Origin of the sequence: Dolosigranulum pigrum ATCC 51524, assembly GCF_000245815.1 — a bacterium.
Lineage (GTDB): Bacteria > Bacillota > Bacilli > Lactobacillales > Carnobacteriaceae_A > Dolosigranulum > Dolosigranulum pigrum.
The window spans coordinates 1,134,509-1,149,817 of sequence record NZ_JH601103.1 but is presented as its reverse complement, the minus strand read 5'-3'; the positions used below and the strand labels follow the sequence as shown (position 1 = coordinate 1,149,817).

Sequence of the window (15,309 nt, the reverse complement as noted above, 5' to 3'; positions counted from 1 at the left end):
TCCTTACCGTTATATAGGGTAGGGAGGCTAACTATATTATTCTGTTATTTTAAACTTAGCATCTCGAGAGTAATCACCAGTTGCATTCCAAATCAAGTATTCTTCAACACCATTGTCATAGAGGGCTTGAATTTGGGCAGTAACATCCTCAGCTTGATACTCTTTAAAGTTGCCAGCCCCTAAGTAGCTAGCTGTAAAGTCTTGAATCCATGGACGAGAGCGCGGAGCATTTTCTTCTAACTCAGCCAGCAATTCATTTTCAAGTTCCATATAGCCATCAATTGTATCGTATGGTTCTAAGTCAGGCTTTGGTACGTTGAAGTTCCCCGGGCCCCAGTGACTTGGATAAATCATCGCTGAAATACTGTCCACATGTTCAGAAATGCCTAAGAAACTCTGACCAATACCTGGTGCTTCACGAATGAATGCTGCATATCCAAAGACATCGACTGACGTTTCGACGCCAAATGGTCTAAGTTCTTCGCGAGCATACTTAACGAAATCATTAACCGCTGACATACGTTGTTCGCCGGCAGTTAAATCAGAATCTTCATAGTCACCGCGACTGTAAGTGAGTGTCTCATCAAAGACTTCAAACCCTTCTGGAAAGCGAACATAATCAAATTGGATATCTTTAAAGCCTAGACGAGCTGCTTTCTTGGCAATATCAAGTGTGTATTCCCAAACTTCTTTTTCATAGGGATTGACGAAGGCTTCTCCGTTGCCATTTTTCCAAACTGATCCATCTGCTTCACGGAAGGAGAGATCAGGTCGTTCTGTAGCAAGCATGGTATCTTTGAAGGTAACGACCCGAGCAATCGGATAAATATCGTGTTCGTCTAGTAAACTTAAAATTTCAGCTGGATCATTATCAGCGACAAGGGCATTATTAATATATTCTTCGAATTCACCGTCTGCTTCGATATCCAGGACAATATTACCGTAATCTTCTTTCACATCGATAACAATTGAGTTCAGATCAGTAGAAGAGATGAAGTCCACTAAATTATTTAGTGTTGTCTCATCTGAAGCGCTATGTCCGGGAACAAAGATACCTTTCACACCATCTTCGGGATAAGGAATATCCACACCAGAGTCATAGACTAAATCTTGAGGGATTCGCTTCGGCAAACGAATAAGGGATTCCGTATAGACATTAAGTAAGCCATCTCTGCGGGCTTGCATATCTTCGACAGGTGTCCGGTCTTTGATTTCAACGGGTTCTTCATTAGCTTGTTGTGCTAAAACAGGGGAACTAATAAAGAGGAGTGCCGTTAATAGAGGCCATGTTTTTTTAATTGATTTCATTTATTCAGTCTCCTTACGTGCGGTCAGTTCACTCGGGTTAACGAATGAATAACCTTTTTCTGCTAAACCGTCAATAATATCACCTAAGGCATCGCGCGTCCAGGTGCGATCATGCATGAGAAGGTTAGCGCCATGGTTTAATTCAGGGGCATTAACCATAATATTGGTTAAGCTTTCAGGATTTTGGTACTGTTCTTCCCAATCGTAACCGTATGTCCAGTTCATCGCCGTCATACCTTCTTCATCGAGAACAGTATAGGTGTCTGCATTCATCACACCAAATGGCGCTCGGAAGAACCGTGGACGTATACCAATTGTCTCTTCGATGATGTCATTGGTCTCAACAATTTCATTACGCTGTTGTTCGATTGTTAACTCAGATAAATTTGGATGATTTTGGGTGTGATTCCCAATCTCAAAGCCCATATCGTGTAGTGTTTGAATAACTTGACGGCCATCTTCATCAAGATACATGCCATTGACAAAGAAAATAGCCGATACACCTTTTTCTTGCATCGTTTCGGCCATATCAAGAGCATTACCATACGGAGCGTCGTCAATTGTCAGTAAAGCAACTTGAGATTCGGTGCTGTCTTCAATTGGCTCAATCGTCCATAAGTCCTCGTTTAAGACATATTTAGGTTCAGCAGTAGCTTTGTCAGTAGCTCCATCATGTGCAGCAGATTCTCCTTCATTAGCAGCTGTATTGTCAGCTTCGGGCTCAATCGCTTCCTGATGTTGGAGGGTATCTAACTGTTCAACAGTAGCTTCGAGTTGCTCATTAATCTCTTGAGCTTGTGTATAGAGTCGTTCATGTGTCTCATTAATCACCTCGACTCCGTATGATAAATGCTCGTAATCCATATCTTCTTCAGCAAATGAGTTAAAATATTGACGCTGTTGATTAATTGCTTGTAAGTACAAATCATTATAAGATACAATTTGGGTGTGTAAGGTTGATAACTGCTCAGCAAATTGATTGGCTACCTCAGATGATAAATCTTCTCCTTCATAATTAGTAAAATAATTGACCGCTTGTTCGAAGTCATTATTATGGTCTTGGATGGATTCAATCAATTCTTGACGTTGTGTTAAGTTGTCGTGGAGTGCTCCCGATCCATTGTTGAAATTTTCTAGTGTGGCATCCGTTTCTAGTTCGGCCTCATAAATCTCCATCATTGTCTGTTCTTTTTCGAATAATTGATTAAATGTTGAAGCAGTTTGGTTAATTGTTTCTTCTGTAGATTGTATCTGTTCTTCCAATGATGGCCCTGAGCAGGCAGCTAGCAACAAGGCGACACTGGCTAATGTAACTACTGATTTTTTTCTCATTCAGATCTCCTCCATAAATAAGTCCTATACTCACTATAACAGTTTTTGAGAGAAAATTGTAGTTTAAATAGAAAATTTATCAAAATTGCTGTAAGATAGAAAGTAAACGAAAAGAGGTCAGAAAATGATTATTTATTATATTATTGCTATGATATTGATTGGATTGGATCAGTTGAGCAAATATTTAACTGTGCAAGAAATTGCCTTGGGAGAAGTTGTTCCTGTGATTCCAAATGTATTATCGTTAACCTATATTCGCAATAGCGGGGCGGCTTGGAGTATCCTAGAAGATCAAATGATTTTCTTTTATGTGATTACTGTTGTCGTCGTGGGCGCACTTATTTACTTTTTGCACACAGAAGGGAAAAGGTCTCCGATTGCTAGTACAGGTATTGCTTTTATTATGGGCGGAGCGATTGGAAATTTTATTGATCGGTTGCATTTAAAATATGTTATCGATATGATTCGTTTAGAATTTATCAATTTTCCCATTTTCAACGTGGCAGATATGGCGCTAACCATTGGCGTAATTATTTTAATTGGTTATATTGTCTATGATGAACTTGTAAAGAAGAAAGTTAAGGGATCCTAATGAATAAACAACAGATTGAACTTACCATTGATCAAGAACGCGGACGACTGGATAAGGTGTTAAGCAATTTAATCGCTGAGGTCTCGCGGAATCAGATTCAGCAGTTAATCGCAGAAGGTGCTGTGTTGGTAAATGGAGAAAAACAACTGAATAAATATAAAGTAGCTAGTGGGGATCAGGTGAAGATAACGATTCCTGAACCAGAAGAAATAGAAGCTAAACCACAAAATATACCGCTTGAAATTGTTTATGAAGATGAAGATATCGCTGTAGTAAACAAACCCCAAGGCATGGTTGTTCATCCGGCACTAGGGCATCCAGATGGGACCTTAGTGAATGCCTTATTGTATCATCTAGATAACTTATCCGGTATTAACGGAAAAATTAGACCTGGTATCGTGCATCGGATTGATAAAGATACATCCGGACTATTGATGGTGGCTAAAAATGACCAGGCCCATCATCACTTATCAGCACAGCTAAAAGAGAAAACCTCCAAACGAGAGTATATTGCACTTGTACATGGACGTATTCCTCATGAGAAAGCAACGATTGATGCCCCAATTGGCCGTGACCCGCATGACCGGAAAAAGTATGCCGTAGTGGATGACGGTAAAGAAGCTATTACGCATTTTAATGTCCTGCAGCGCTTTAAAGAAGATTATACCCTGATTGCATGCCAACTTGAAACCGGACGAACACATCAAATTCGCGTGCACTTGAAATACATTAATTTCCCTATGGCGGGTGATCCCGAGTATGGTCCGAGCAAGACGTTAGCGGGGAATGGGCAATTTTTACATGCAGCAACACTCGGCTTCATTCATCCTAGAACAGAAGAGTATATGGAGTTTAACTGTCCATTGCCGGATATTTTCACCCAGACAATTGCTGAATTGGAAAAATCGTAAAAAATTCTTTACATTGAGAAGAAAATATGATAGTATATGTAATTGGTGGGGGACCACCGTAATCATGCAATTATCCGCTAGGACGTATGCACCCATGATAATTGCGCGAGAGGAGTAGAAAGAATGAACCCATTAATTGAAGCGATCACACAAGAACAATTACGTAACGATATTCCTGATTTTCGTCCAGGAGATACTGTACGTGTTCACGCTCGAATTGTAGAAGGAGAGCGCGAACGTATTCAGTTATTCGAAGGTGTTGTCATCAAACGCCGTGGTCAAGGAATTAGCGAAACATACACTGTTCGCAAAATTTCAAGCGGTGTTGGTGTTGAACGTACTTTCCCTGTACATTCACCACGTGTTGCGAAGATTGAAGTTGTTCGCCAAGGTCACGTACGTCGTGCTAAATTGTACTACTTACGTAACTTAACTGGTAAAGCAGCGCGTATTCGTGAGAAAATCAGAAAAGAAGCAAAAGCATAATTCTTAAGAAAAGAGCTTTCTGTTTAGGCAGGAGGCTCTTTTGTCGTCTAATAAAGAGTTATCATTTTAGATTTTGGAGATTATGATTTATAATGGAGATAGCGAAATAAAATAGTATTAATGGAGGAATAATATGAGTTTAATTACAGATAAGTTCAAACAGGTGGCATCCGATCGTAGTATTGGGTTTAAAGATCAGGTGCTTAACCGCCCAATCAAGACCAAAGATGGAAAAGAGATCGAACAAAAGCAAGCCGTCTTCCAAACAGGTATGCAATTAAATGACGAAAAAGTCATTCCTTGCTCAGTTATTATTCACGATGCTGCAAGCGACCGAGTAAATTACCAAATTACGTACAACCGTATCGGATATGTCAGTGATCGTAATAAAATGCCACAAATTCTAGAAAAATTAAATGAACTAAATACTGTACGTTCAGGATACTACCACTTCGCTGTTAATCAAGATGGTGAACTTCATATGCGAAACTTAGGTATTACCGGCGAAGATGTTCGTCCGTTAGTTGATACCTTTGTTTACGGTGGTCGTATTTTACGCGCTCTATTCCCAGAGCTTCAAAAAATTAGTGGGCTTGACTTAAGCCAACGCGATAACTAATAAATAATGAGGCAAGCTCCTACTTGATAATGATGAATATCCAAAAGTTGGAGTTTTGATAGTAACACGTAGTTAAGTGGTTTATTTCTGGTTAAGTAACCAGGGTAAGCCACTTAATTTTTTAACTAATAGATGATTCTCGAATGGATATGAATAATTTTATGATGATATAGATTATCCAAAAGTTAAGTTTTTGGGGAAAATAATTGTAGAGACGAAATTCCCTCTTTTATGTGTATTTATACAGTAGAGAGATGAAGGGGGAAATTTTATGCAGTCGGAATTACATACCTTATTTACGTTAGCTCATTGTCTGTCAGTCAAGCCACGAGAGAAAGGACGTTTTTTTGTCGAGGCATTTCCTGAGTATGCAGAGATGCTGGGCTTCGATTGGGTTGATCGTGTACGGATATCGTCAGGGAAGCGACAATTAATTTCTGAGCAGTTAGAAGCGTTTAACTTAGGTGCTCATTTAAATAGGTTAGAGAAGATGAATATCGAGGTAGTGACAATCTTGGAGGATCGTTATCCGCCGATGTTGCGCCATATTTATGCACCACCGTTATTGTTGTATTATAAGGGAGATTGGGAGTTGACAAAGGGCCAATTACTTGGTGTAGTTGGCTCAAGACGTCATTCTAATTACGGCAAGGAGGCTGTTCAGTCTATTATTCCTAAGATTGCATCGCACAATATCGGGATTGTTAGTGGGCTAGCACGTGGGATTGATGCCCTTGCTCATAAAATAACGGTTAAACAGGGTGGGACAACCATAGCTGTGATCGGAACAGGAATTCACCACTATTATCCAGCTGAAAATCGATCGCTACAAAAATATATTGCCCAAGATCATTTACTGATTAGCGAATATCCACCGCAGACGAAAGCAGACAAACATCACTTCCCAGATCGCAATCGGATTATATCGGGATTAAGCCGCGGGGTATTAGTTGTTGAGGCGAAGCAGCGAAGTGGGAGTCTCATTACAGCCAATCGAGCTTTAGAAGAAGGGCGAGATGTCTTCGCTATTCCTGGCGCTATCGATAATGCTTATTCAACTGGCACGAATAATTTAATCAAATTAGGCGCTATTCCGGTCACACAATCTGATGATATTTTAAGTCAGTGGGAACTTTATTAAACAGTTAATAAAAAATAGTTGACAAAGTGTCTGCATTTTACCTATGATAAGTAGCGACTAGATGAATGAAGAAAGGGGATCTTTGATTTGGCCTTTAAATATTTGGTGATTGTAGAGTCACCGGCAAAAGCAAAGACAATTGAAAAATATCTTGGTCGCAATTATAAGGTAGTTGCGAGTAAAGGACATGTACGTGATTTACCTAAAAGTCGAATGGGCGTTGATTTCGATAACGAATATGAACCCGATTACATTACGATTCGTGGAAAAGGACCGGTTCTGCAAGATTTGCGTCGCTATGCGAAAAAAGCGGAAAAAGTTTATCTCGCAGCCGACCCAGACCGTGAAGGAGAAGCGATTGCATGGCACTTAAGTCATGCCTTGAAGTTAGATCCAGAAGCGGAAAATCGTGTGGTCTTCAATGAAATTACCAAAGATGCGGTCAAAAATGCGTTCAAACAACCGAAAAAACTCAACGCCGATTTAATTGATTCACAACAAGCACGACGTATTTTAGATCGGATTGTTGGGTATAAGATTAGTCCACTTTTATGGAAAAAAGTGAAGCGAGGCTTGAGTGCTGGTCGTGTACAATCAATTGCGCTGAAAATGATATGTGATCGTGAAGATGAAATTCGCAAGTTTGAACCTGAAGAATACTGGTCAATTGAAGCGAAGTTCAAAAAATCTCGTTCCAAATTTGAAGCAAAATTTTTCCGATTGAATGGCAAGAAAAAAGACCTACCAAATAATGAGGCAGTACAGGAAGTCATTGCCAAAATTGATGAAGATCAGCCGTTCAATATCGATAAAGTGAATCGTAAAGAGCGCCGACGTAACCCACAGCCACCATTTACAACCAGTAGCTTGCAACAAGAAGCAGCTAATAAACTAAATTTCCGAACGAGTAAAACAATGATGGTTGCTCAGCAATTGTACGAAGGGATTAAACTGGGTGGGGGTGCGCCGATCGGATTAATTACGTATATGCGTACTGATTCGAAGCGAATCTCTGATGTAGCAAAAGCAGAAGCGACCAACTATATTCATGATGAATACGGCGCATCTTATGCTGCTAGAAAAAAATCAAATGTTAAAAACAGTAGCGGTGCTCAAGATGCCCACGAAGCGATTCGTCCCACCAGTGTTATGCGTGAACCAGAAGCTATCGAAAAGCATTTAACAAAAGATCAATACAAATTATATAATCTCATTTGGTCGCGCTTTGTAGCTAGTCAGATGAAACCAGCTGTGTACGATACGATGCGTGTTGATATTAGCCAAAACGGCGTGACATTCCGCGCTAACGGTTCTAAAATAAAATTCCAAGGATATCAGAAGGTCTATCGGGACTCCTCAACTAAAGATAATATGTTACCAGATATGTCTGAAGGGGAATCCGTAAAATTAGATAAACTAGAACCCAACCAACACTTCACTCAACCCCCTGCTCGTTATAGTGAAGCTACTCTCATTAAAACCTTGGAAGAAAACGGTGTCGGTCGTCCATCAACCTATGCACCAACCCTCGCTACTATTCAAAAGCGCTATTACGTTACTCTAACGCAGAAACGATTTGAGCCGACTGAATTGGGCGAAATCGTCAATGAAATTATTGTTGAATTTTTCCCAGATATTGTGGACATTAACTTTACAGCGGATTTAGAAGTTGATTTAGATAGTATTGAAGAAGGAAAAAATGAATGGATCGATGTCATCGACAAATTCTATCAAGGATTCAAGGAAGAAGTCGATAAAGCTGAGGAAGAAATGGAAGAAGTCGAGATTCAGGATGAACCGGCTGGCTTTGATTGTGAAAGATGTGGGCACGAAATGGTTATTAAAATGGGCCGTTACGGGAAATTTTATGCTTGCTCGAATTTTCCAGATTGCCGAAATACCAAGCCGATTCTGAAGAAGGTAGGCGTTACGTGTCCTGACTGTGGTGAAGGAGAAGTGGTTCAACGCAAATCTAAAAAAGGACGTATTTTCTTTGGCTGCGAACGTTATCCTGACTGTGAATTTACCTCTTGGGATAAACCACTTGCCCGAAACTGTCCAAAATGTGATAGCTTTTTAGTCGAAAAAAGAACACGTACGAAAACTCAAGTTAAGTGTTCAAATTGTGATTACCAAGAAGAAGAACAACGCTAATCAGACTTTTCAATAATTCCAACACTAGCTAAGTGATTCAATCATTTAACTAGTGTTTTTTTATACGTACCTTCATTTTTAATAGACAACTCTTGAAACACAAGGTTCAAAGTGAATAATTATAAATTTAAACGGAATTGTGTTAAAATGTATAGTGGTAACGAGGAGGTAGTTTGAGCGTGAATGAGCAATTAATACACCAATTCGGTAATTATTTAACGTACGAACGCCATTATTCTGCATTAACGAAGCAAGCTTATCTAGATGATATTGAACAATTTCAGGCATTTTTGGGAGCTACGGGAGATAGTGACTTGAGAAAAATCACAAGCACAGATGCCCGAATTTATTTAGGGAAACTGACAGATGACGGCTACAATCGATCATCAATTGCTCGTAAAATATCAAGTTTACGCTCATTTTACCATTTTTTATTAGCACAAGACGAAATTGCTGATAATCCATTCTTATCGATTGATCTAAAGAAAGGCTCAGCAAAATTGCCAAAGTTTTTCTATAATGAAGAGATGGTAGCACTTTTTGCGGCTGCAGCAGGTGGTGAACCACTGGATTATCGGAACCAAGCTTTGCTAGAAGTGCTGTACGGTACAGGTATGCGCGTTAATGAGTGTCGAAATTTGAAACTATCTGATATTGACTTCGAAATGGAAGTGATGTTAGTCCGGGGTAAGGGGAATAAGGAGCGTTATATTCCTTTTGGTACGCCGGCACATCAAGCCTTAAAAACGTATCTCGAAGCTTGTCGATCAGTTATAATGAGCCGCTATAATCAGGATCACCCATATGTGTTTATTAGTCACCGGGGACGACAGATTACAGCGGAAGGTATTACGTATGTCCTGAATAAAATTATTAAAACCTCAAGTCTAACAACAAATATTACGCCGCATATGTTGCGCCATACCTTTGCAACACATATGTTAAACAATGGGGCTGATATGCGGACAGTTCAAGAGTTGCTCGGACATGAAAGTTTATCTTCAACACAGATTTATACTCACGTCAGTAAAGAACGCTTACAACAGCACTATAATAAATTTCATCCTCGAGCAAAACAATAAATATATATACGATGCACGATTAAAAAGAACGACTAAGGAGAGATTACATGACAACGATATTAGCAATTCAACATAATGGACAGAGTGCAATGTCTGGCGATGGACAAGTGACACTTGGTGAAAAAGTAATGATGAAAGGATCAGCCCGTAAAGTTCGAAAAATTCATAACGGTGAAGTTTTAGTTGGCTTTGCTGGTTCTGTATCAGACGCCATCACTTTAGAAGAGAAGTTTGAGGGTTACTTGAATGAGCATGGGGGAAACTTGCAACGTGCAGCTGTTGAGTTAGCGAAAGAATGGCGCACAGATAAGATGATGAAAAATCTGGAAGCCTTGCTCATTGTAATGAATAAAGACGAAATGCTCTTAGTATCCGGTAATGGGGAAGTGATTTCTCCAGATGATGGGATACTCAGCATTGGTTCAGGTGGGAATTTTGCTCTATCAGCAGCTCGTATGTTGAAAAAACATGCCGGAAATACTTTGTCAGCTTCAGAGATGACAGCAGAGGGCTTACATGCTGCAGCTGATATTTGTGTGTACACTAACCACAACGTTATTACGGAAACATTGTAAGGAGATGTTAGAATGAATACAACTGAATTAAATTTAACCCCGAAAGATATTGTCGAACGCCTAGATCGTTATATTGTTGGTCAAGACGATGCTAAAAAAGCTGTCGCCATTGCTTTAAGAAATCGTTATCGCCGTCTACAACTATCAGCAGATATGCAAAAAGAAATTACTCCTAAAAATATCTTAATGATTGGCCCTACTGGAGTCGGAAAAACTGAAATAGCACGACGTTTAGCTGATATTGTGAATGCACCGTTTGTTAAATTAGAGGCTACAAAATTCACTGAGGTCGGTTATGTCGGACGCGATGTTGAATCGATGGTACGAGATTTGGTTGAAAATGCGGTTCACCTTGTCCGAGAACAAAAACGACAAGAAGTCCGTGGAAAAGCACAACAACAAGCTATCAAACGTGTAGCTAAAGCGCTTGCTCCAAGTAAGAAAGATACAAATGCTCAACAAGCCCAGAACCCATTTGCGAGTCTATTCCAAGGTGCAGGAGGTAACCCGCAACAACAGATGGCTAACCTATTTGGTGGGGGCGCACCAGACGTAGAAGAAGACGTCTCAGAAGAAATTGCCACTAAACGAAAAGATTTAGTAAATCAAATTGAACGCGGTGTACTCGATTCACGTGAAGTGGATATCATGGTTGAAGAGAAAAAACAAACACCAAATAACCCAATGAGCCAACAAATGGAACAAATGGGGATTGACTTATCCAGTTTAGGTAGCTTAGGCCCACAGAAAAAAGTCAAACGGACCGTCACAGTCAAAGAAGCCGTTGATATCTTCACTGATGAGGAAGCCGATAAGTTAATTAATACGGAAGACATTAATTCTGAAGCGATTCAGTTAGCTGAAAATAACGGAATTATCTTCCTTGATGAAATCGACAAAATTACTGTCCGTGAGCAGCAAGGAGGCGGCAACGGCCAAGTTTCGCGTGAAGGTGTTCAACGAGATATTCTGCCAATTGTCGAAGGATCAACTGTACGGACAAAATACGGAACGTTAAAAACAGATCACGTCCTATTTATCGGTTCAGGGGCCTTCCATATGTCTAAACCAAGTGATTTAATTCCTGAATTACAAGGACGCTTTCCAATTCGTGTGGAGTTAAATGACTTAACAAAAGACAATTTTGTCCAAATTCTAACTGAACCGAAAAATGCCTTGATTGAACAATACAAAGCATTAATCGGTACTGAGAATGTTGATGTGATCTTTACGATGGAATCGATTGAACGAATTGCTGAAATTGCCTTCGAAGTGAATGAAAATACAGATAATATCGGAGCACGTCGCCTGCACACCATTGTCGAAAAACTCTTAGAAGAACTCTTATTCGAATCACCAAGCATGCAAAGTGGAGAAGTAAAAATCACCGAGAAATATGTTGATGAAAAAATCGGTGAAATTGCGACAAACACAGACCTTAGCCGTTATATTTTATAATCTAATTCCAAAAAATAAACCGTTAGTAAAGGAGTAATCCCATTGAATTCAGATATTAAAGACCTCACACAACAGCTGAATCAACATATAAAAATGACAGATTGGACCCATTATTTACTCAAGCCAGAAAATTTAACACAAGATTTTCCCTTGAATAGTCTATCTAGCGCACTCGGACGGATACTTGAGGCCAACATCTATATTGTGGCATATGATGGGACCATTCACGGCTATTATGAAACACATAAGATCAATACGGGTCGTGTCTATGATATTGTTCAGCGTAAGCAGTTCCCACTCAATTATCTCAAGCGTATTAATGCCATTGATGACACGGAAGAGAACTTATCGATCTACGATAACCGTACTATTTTCCCTGTCGAGACTAAATCACTCTATGAACAAGCCTTAACAACGCTTGTTCCTGTAGAGATGTCTAAAAAACGGCGTGGAACTATTTTGGTAGCAACCATTGACCAAGAATTAAGTCCTAGTGAAGTTGGTTTAGTCGAGTATGCTGCCAATATTGTAGGTATAGCTTTTAGTTTCAAAGAGTCCGTCGAACAAGTCACTGAACAGAATAAACGCGAAAAAGCCCATCTTGCATACAACACCACAACCAAAACAGAACGTAAAGCATTGCGTGGTTTGTACGAAGTATTGGGCAATAAACAAGAAATGCGGGTAACAACCTCGGAAATTGCAGACCAACTTGGCATTACCCGCTCTATTATCGTCAATTCACTCCAAAAACTCGTCGTTGCTGGTGTGATTGAGCAAAAATCGATGGGAATGAAGGGAACTCATATTAAACTAGTAAATGACTATTTCCGCGATATCTTGTTCCAAGATGAAGAATAAATAGTCAGCATTTATGTTGTAATGGCTCGAACCTGTTGGAGAAGTTGCCCTGTTGTCTCACTGACGTTATCTGCCTGCATAATAGCACTCACTAATGAAATCCCAGTAATACCAGTCTTTTCAAGTTGGATAATATTATCTTGATTAATTCCACCAATCGCTACACTAGGCAGAGCACTCCGGTCATTAATTTGACGAACTGTATCAAGCGAGACTGTCTCACAATCGGCTTTAGTAGAAGAGGGGAAGACAGCACCAATTCCCAGATAATCAGCTCCGAGTTGTTGTGCTTCATTCGCCCGCTCAAGCGTATCAGCCGACACCCCGAGTAACTTATTCGGTCCAATAAGTGATCTTGCCACATCAATCGGTAATTCATCATCACCAATATGAACCCCAGCAGCATCGACAGCTAAACAAATATCAACGCGATCATTGATAATCAGCGGTACATCGTATTTATCAGTGATCGTTTTTACTTTTTGGGCCAAGTGAAAGAAGCGATTCGTTGTAGCTTTTTTTTCACGTAATTGAACTAAGGTAACTCCAGCCTGGCAAGCTTCCTCAATAATACTAAAAAACTCATCATCCGTATAATCAAATCGGTCCGTTACTAAATATAATGTATAAATGTCTGTTTTCATAATGGCTCACTCCTTATTCACATTATAGCGGATATAAAAGTTATTTACAGCTCATAACCTATAGAATTTTGGGTATCCAAAAGAGTAACATAAACAAATTTCCCAATGAGACGAGTGATTCAACTAGCTACATTGGGAAATTTGTTTATTGTATTAATTCTTTTTGTTTAGATGTTTGTTTGATTGTTTCTGTTTTTCTTCTAGCCGTGTGATAAGCTCACGCTGTTCTTTTAAATCCTTTTCTAAACGTTTTTCTGTCTTTTTCTGGAACTCTAAATACCATGCATCATCTTCAAAAAATTTGTCAGTATATTTGCTTATAGGGGTCACATCATATGCCACTCGTGACACTAATGACTAGCGCTATCACAACATCTAATATCATGACACACCTCCTTCCTAGTTGAAACATTTACCTTTGGAAGATAGGCAACGTAATAAGTGTATCATGTAAAGAATGGGGAACACAAGAAGAACCACAATATATAGTGTCTATTTTTATGCTGGACACTATATATTGTGGTTTTTCTCAATTGTCTTGTGTTATAAAATCTTCAAAAAATAAAAAAACAAGAGTCCGTCCGAAGCTTAAACCAGTGAAGGACGAGAACTTGTCCTTTAATCTAAATCTGAGTCGCCGTTCTTATAACGGCTTTTCTACCAAAAGGAGCTAAGTTGACGCTTAGTCCTTCTGCACTAAAGAAACCATGAGTAGTAGTTGACAAACCATTGATTACAACGGGGTTTACATCTTCTACATCGGCAATACCAAATAATGAGTTATAGACTTCACAATTAATTCATGTTATACTATTCGTATAATTTATCGGAAGGTTTATAGTAAATGTTATACGTATTGTATAATTTGAGTATGATTGGAAGATAATTGAAAAGTAATATAGAATAATTTGGAGGAAAATAATGAAGAATATCAAGAAGTTATTGGGTGTATTGGCTATTGCGTTGCTTGTGCTAGTTGGGTGCGGGAATGGCATGAAGCAAAGAGTAGATAAGTATGAAGAAGAAACCCAGCAATTACTGGACAATGTTGATAATTACCTAGAAAATAATAACTACGATACACTTACTACTATATCAGAAGAAAAGACGGCAGAAGGAATGGAGATATTGGAAGAAATTGGAAAAGATGTACCATCAGAAGAAATGGGGAGACTCTTTGCCGATTCTGCTTATAGAGATGAAGTGTTTAATGAGAAAGATTCAGAGCTATTTACACGGACATATAACAGCATGTCTTCAGTTATGAATATAGAGTTTGCGATAATTGCCGATAAGTCAAACAAATTTATTGAAAACAGTCAAAGACTTCGTAATAGTGATTTCCTTGAAAGAATTAAAGGATCAAACAATAACTAGTATTAATTTGTATATAAGCAACTCTTTAACAGGGTTGCTTTTTTTCTATGTATACTTTAGTGGGTATATTTATTTTAACTATTAGTTTACATAATATATATTATACAAAGTTAAATGACTAAAATATGGTAAACTATTGTTGCCAAATTATTATATGAACGCTGGCACGAAACAAATTAAAAACAACAGTATATAAATGGCAGCTACACTAGCCAACACTAAGTTGCCAATAACAAAGTCAAACACTTTACTAAATTTAGAAGCTGGTCTATTGGTTTTATAATTATGCCGATTATTCCATGCACGGATTAAACTTAACCCATCAATATAACCATTACAATGCAGACACTTTATTTCATTTTGATGATAATAATCGAATACTTTACATTTATTGCACTGAAACCATATGCGCTCAACATCATCTATTATACGTCCATTTTTTACTCTGTAGCCACCAACTATGCGTATCTCATTTGTTTCATTTGTTTCATTACTCATATGATAAATCTCCTATATCGTTATTTTTATATGTATAGTTTACCAAAAAAACAGCCTAGAACTATAAAACAATCGTTATTTATTAGTTAACATAAGATACATTATGTAACATAACCAATAAATGTAATTGTTATAAGAACAAGGCAAAAAGGGCTAAGCGTCAACTTAGCCCCTTTGGTGGAAAAGCCATTATAAGAACGGCAACTCAGATTTAGAATAAAAGACAAGTTCTCGTCCTCTACTGGTCAAAGCTTCGGACGGAGTCTTGTCT

Annotated in this window: 16 protein-coding genes; 11 read left to right on the top strand and 5 right to left on the bottom strand. The window is 38.7% G+C overall.

Annotated elements, in window-relative coordinates; genetic code table 11:
* Positions 1–36: 36 nt before the first annotated feature.
* The gene (locus tag HMPREF9703_RS05315) at positions 37–1,308 is read right to left on the bottom strand and encodes a putative glycoside hydrolase (RefSeq protein WP_004636192.1); all 1,272 of its coding nucleotides are present in this window, start codon (positions 1,306–1,308) and stop codon (positions 37–39) included.
* Positions 1,309–2,640 carry a polysaccharide deacetylase family protein gene (locus HMPREF9703_RS09235; protein WP_004636191.1) on the bottom strand — a complete coding sequence of 444 codons (1,332 nt, stop codon included), beginning with the start codon at positions 2,638–2,640 and terminating at the stop codon, positions 1,309–1,311. It lies immediately after the preceding gene.
* Positions 2,641–2,764: 124 nt separating this feature from the next.
* Here HMPREF9703_RS09235 and lspA point away from each other — a divergent pair, with 124 nt between their 5' ends.
* The 10 genes from lspA to HMPREF9703_RS05260 all read left to right on the top strand — a co-directional run bounded on the left by lspA (position 2,765) and on the right by HMPREF9703_RS05260 (position 12,519).
* Entirely contained in the window at positions 2,765–3,232 is a 468-nt protein-coding gene (gene lspA, locus HMPREF9703_RS05305) for a signal peptidase II (RefSeq protein ID WP_004636190.1), read from the top strand.
* Positions 3,232–4,143 carry an RluA family pseudouridine synthase gene (locus HMPREF9703_RS05300; protein ID WP_004636189.1) on the top strand — a complete coding sequence of 304 codons (912 nt, stop codon included), beginning with the start codon at positions 3,232–3,234 and terminating at the stop codon, positions 4,141–4,143. Before lspA ends, HMPREF9703_RS05300 begins: the two co-directional genes overlap by 1 nt.
* Positions 4,144–4,266: 123 nt before the next feature.
* Positions 4,267–4,629 carry a 50S ribosomal protein L19 gene (gene rplS, locus HMPREF9703_RS05295; RefSeq protein ID WP_004636188.1) on the top strand — a complete coding sequence of 121 codons (363 nt, stop codon included), beginning with the start codon at positions 4,267–4,269 and terminating at the stop codon, positions 4,627–4,629.
* A 133-nt stretch (positions 4,630–4,762) separates the two neighbouring features.
* Positions 4,763–5,248: a hypothetical protein gene (locus HMPREF9703_RS05290; protein ID WP_004636187.1), complete on the top strand. Its 486-nt coding sequence runs from the start codon at positions 4,763–4,765 to the stop codon at positions 5,246–5,248.
* Between the two features lie 271 nt (positions 5,249–5,519).
* On the top strand, positions 5,520–6,389 hold the full coding sequence (gene dprA, locus HMPREF9703_RS05285) for a DNA-processing protein DprA (protein WP_004636186.1): 870 nt from the start codon (positions 5,520–5,522) through the stop codon (positions 6,387–6,389).
* Positions 6,390–6,476: 87 nt separating this feature from the next.
* Positions 6,477–8,543, top strand: coding sequence for a type I DNA topoisomerase (gene topA, locus HMPREF9703_RS05280; protein WP_004636185.1), 2,067 nt, complete (start codon positions 6,477–6,479; stop codon positions 8,541–8,543).
* 179 nt (positions 8,544–8,722) lie between these two features.
* On the top strand, positions 8,723–9,625 hold the full coding sequence (gene xerC / locus HMPREF9703_RS05275) for a tyrosine recombinase XerC (RefSeq protein WP_004636184.1): 903 nt from the start codon (positions 8,723–8,725) through the stop codon (positions 9,623–9,625).
* Between the two features lie 47 nt (positions 9,626–9,672).
* Positions 9,673–10,200 carry an HslVU peptidase proteolytic subunit gene (hslV, locus tag HMPREF9703_RS05270; RefSeq protein WP_004636183.1) on the top strand — a complete coding sequence of 176 codons (528 nt, stop codon included), beginning with the start codon at positions 9,673–9,675 and terminating at the stop codon, positions 10,198–10,200.
* A 12-nt stretch (positions 10,201–10,212) separates the two neighbouring features.
* The gene (gene hslU / locus HMPREF9703_RS05265) at positions 10,213–11,658 is read left to right on the top strand and encodes an ATP-dependent protease ATPase subunit HslU (protein ID WP_004636182.1); all 1,446 of its coding nucleotides are present in this window, start codon (positions 10,213–10,215) and stop codon (positions 11,656–11,658) included.
* 42 nt (positions 11,659–11,700) lie between these two features.
* Positions 11,701–12,519, top strand: a complete 819-nt coding sequence (locus HMPREF9703_RS05260; RefSeq protein ID WP_004636181.1) for a GTP-sensing transcriptional pleiotropic repressor CodY — start codon at positions 11,701–11,703, stop codon at positions 12,517–12,519.
* A gap of 11 nt (positions 12,520–12,530) precedes the next feature.
* On the opposite strand, the gene thiE is transcribed toward HMPREF9703_RS05260, so the two are convergent.
* Complete coding sequence (gene thiE, locus HMPREF9703_RS05255) at positions 12,531–13,163, bottom strand: thiamine phosphate synthase (RefSeq protein ID WP_004636180.1); 633 nt, start codon at positions 13,161–13,163, stop codon at positions 12,531–12,533.
* A gap of 153 nt (positions 13,164–13,316) precedes the next feature.
* Positions 13,317–13,505, bottom strand: a complete 189-nt coding sequence (locus HMPREF9703_RS08965) for a hypothetical protein (RefSeq protein ID WP_155800825.1) — start codon at positions 13,503–13,505, stop codon at positions 13,317–13,319.
* A gap of 579 nt (positions 13,506–14,084) precedes the next feature.
* On the opposite strand from HMPREF9703_RS08965, the gene HMPREF9703_RS05250 reads away from it, so the two are divergent.
* Positions 14,085–14,540, top strand: a complete 456-nt coding sequence (locus HMPREF9703_RS05250) for an outer membrane protein assembly factor BamD (protein ID WP_004636179.1) — start codon at positions 14,085–14,087, stop codon at positions 14,538–14,540.
* A gap of 150 nt (positions 14,541–14,690) precedes the next feature.
* Here HMPREF9703_RS05250 and HMPREF9703_RS05245 read toward each other — a convergent pair whose 3' ends face one another.
* Positions 14,691–15,038: a hypothetical protein gene (locus HMPREF9703_RS05245; protein ID WP_004636178.1), complete on the bottom strand. Its 348-nt coding sequence runs from the start codon at positions 15,036–15,038 to the stop codon at positions 14,691–14,693.
* Between the last annotated feature and the right edge of the window lie 271 nt (positions 15,039–15,309).

Coding starts and splice junctions, on each gene's coding strand:
- HMPREF9703_RS05315 (WP_004636192.1), bottom strand. CDS start 1,308: ATGAAATCAATTAAAAAAACATGGCCTCTATTAACGGCACTCCTCTTT.
- HMPREF9703_RS09235 (WP_004636191.1), bottom strand. CDS start 2,640: ATGAGAAAAAAATCAGTAGTTACATTAGCCAGTGTCGCCTTGTTGCTA.
- lspA (WP_004636190.1), top strand. CDS start 2,765: ATGATTATTTATTATATTATTGCTATGATATTGATTGGATTGGATCAG.
- HMPREF9703_RS05300 (WP_004636189.1), top strand. CDS start 3,232: ATGAATAAACAACAGATTGAACTTACCATTGATCAAGAACGCGGACGA.
- rplS (WP_004636188.1), top strand. CDS start 4,267: ATGAACCCATTAATTGAAGCGATCACACAAGAACAATTACGTAACGAT.
- HMPREF9703_RS05290 (WP_004636187.1), top strand. CDS start 4,763: ATGAGTTTAATTACAGATAAGTTCAAACAGGTGGCATCCGATCGTAGT.
- dprA (WP_004636186.1), top strand. CDS start 5,520: ATGCAGTCGGAATTACATACCTTATTTACGTTAGCTCATTGTCTGTCA.
- hslV (WP_004636183.1), top strand. CDS start 9,673: ATGACAACGATATTAGCAATTCAACATAATGGACAGAGTGCAATGTCT.
- hslU (WP_004636182.1), top strand. CDS start 10,213: ATGAATACAACTGAATTAAATTTAACCCCGAAAGATATTGTCGAACGC.
- thiE (WP_004636180.1), bottom strand. CDS start 13,163: ATGAAAACAGACATTTATACATTATATTTAGTAACGGACCGATTTGAT.
- HMPREF9703_RS05250 (WP_004636179.1), top strand. CDS start 14,085: ATGAAGAATATCAAGAAGTTATTGGGTGTATTGGCTATTGCGTTGCTT.
- HMPREF9703_RS05245 (WP_004636178.1), bottom strand. CDS start 15,038: ATGAGTAATGAAACAAATGAAACAAATGAGATACGCATAGTTGGTGGC.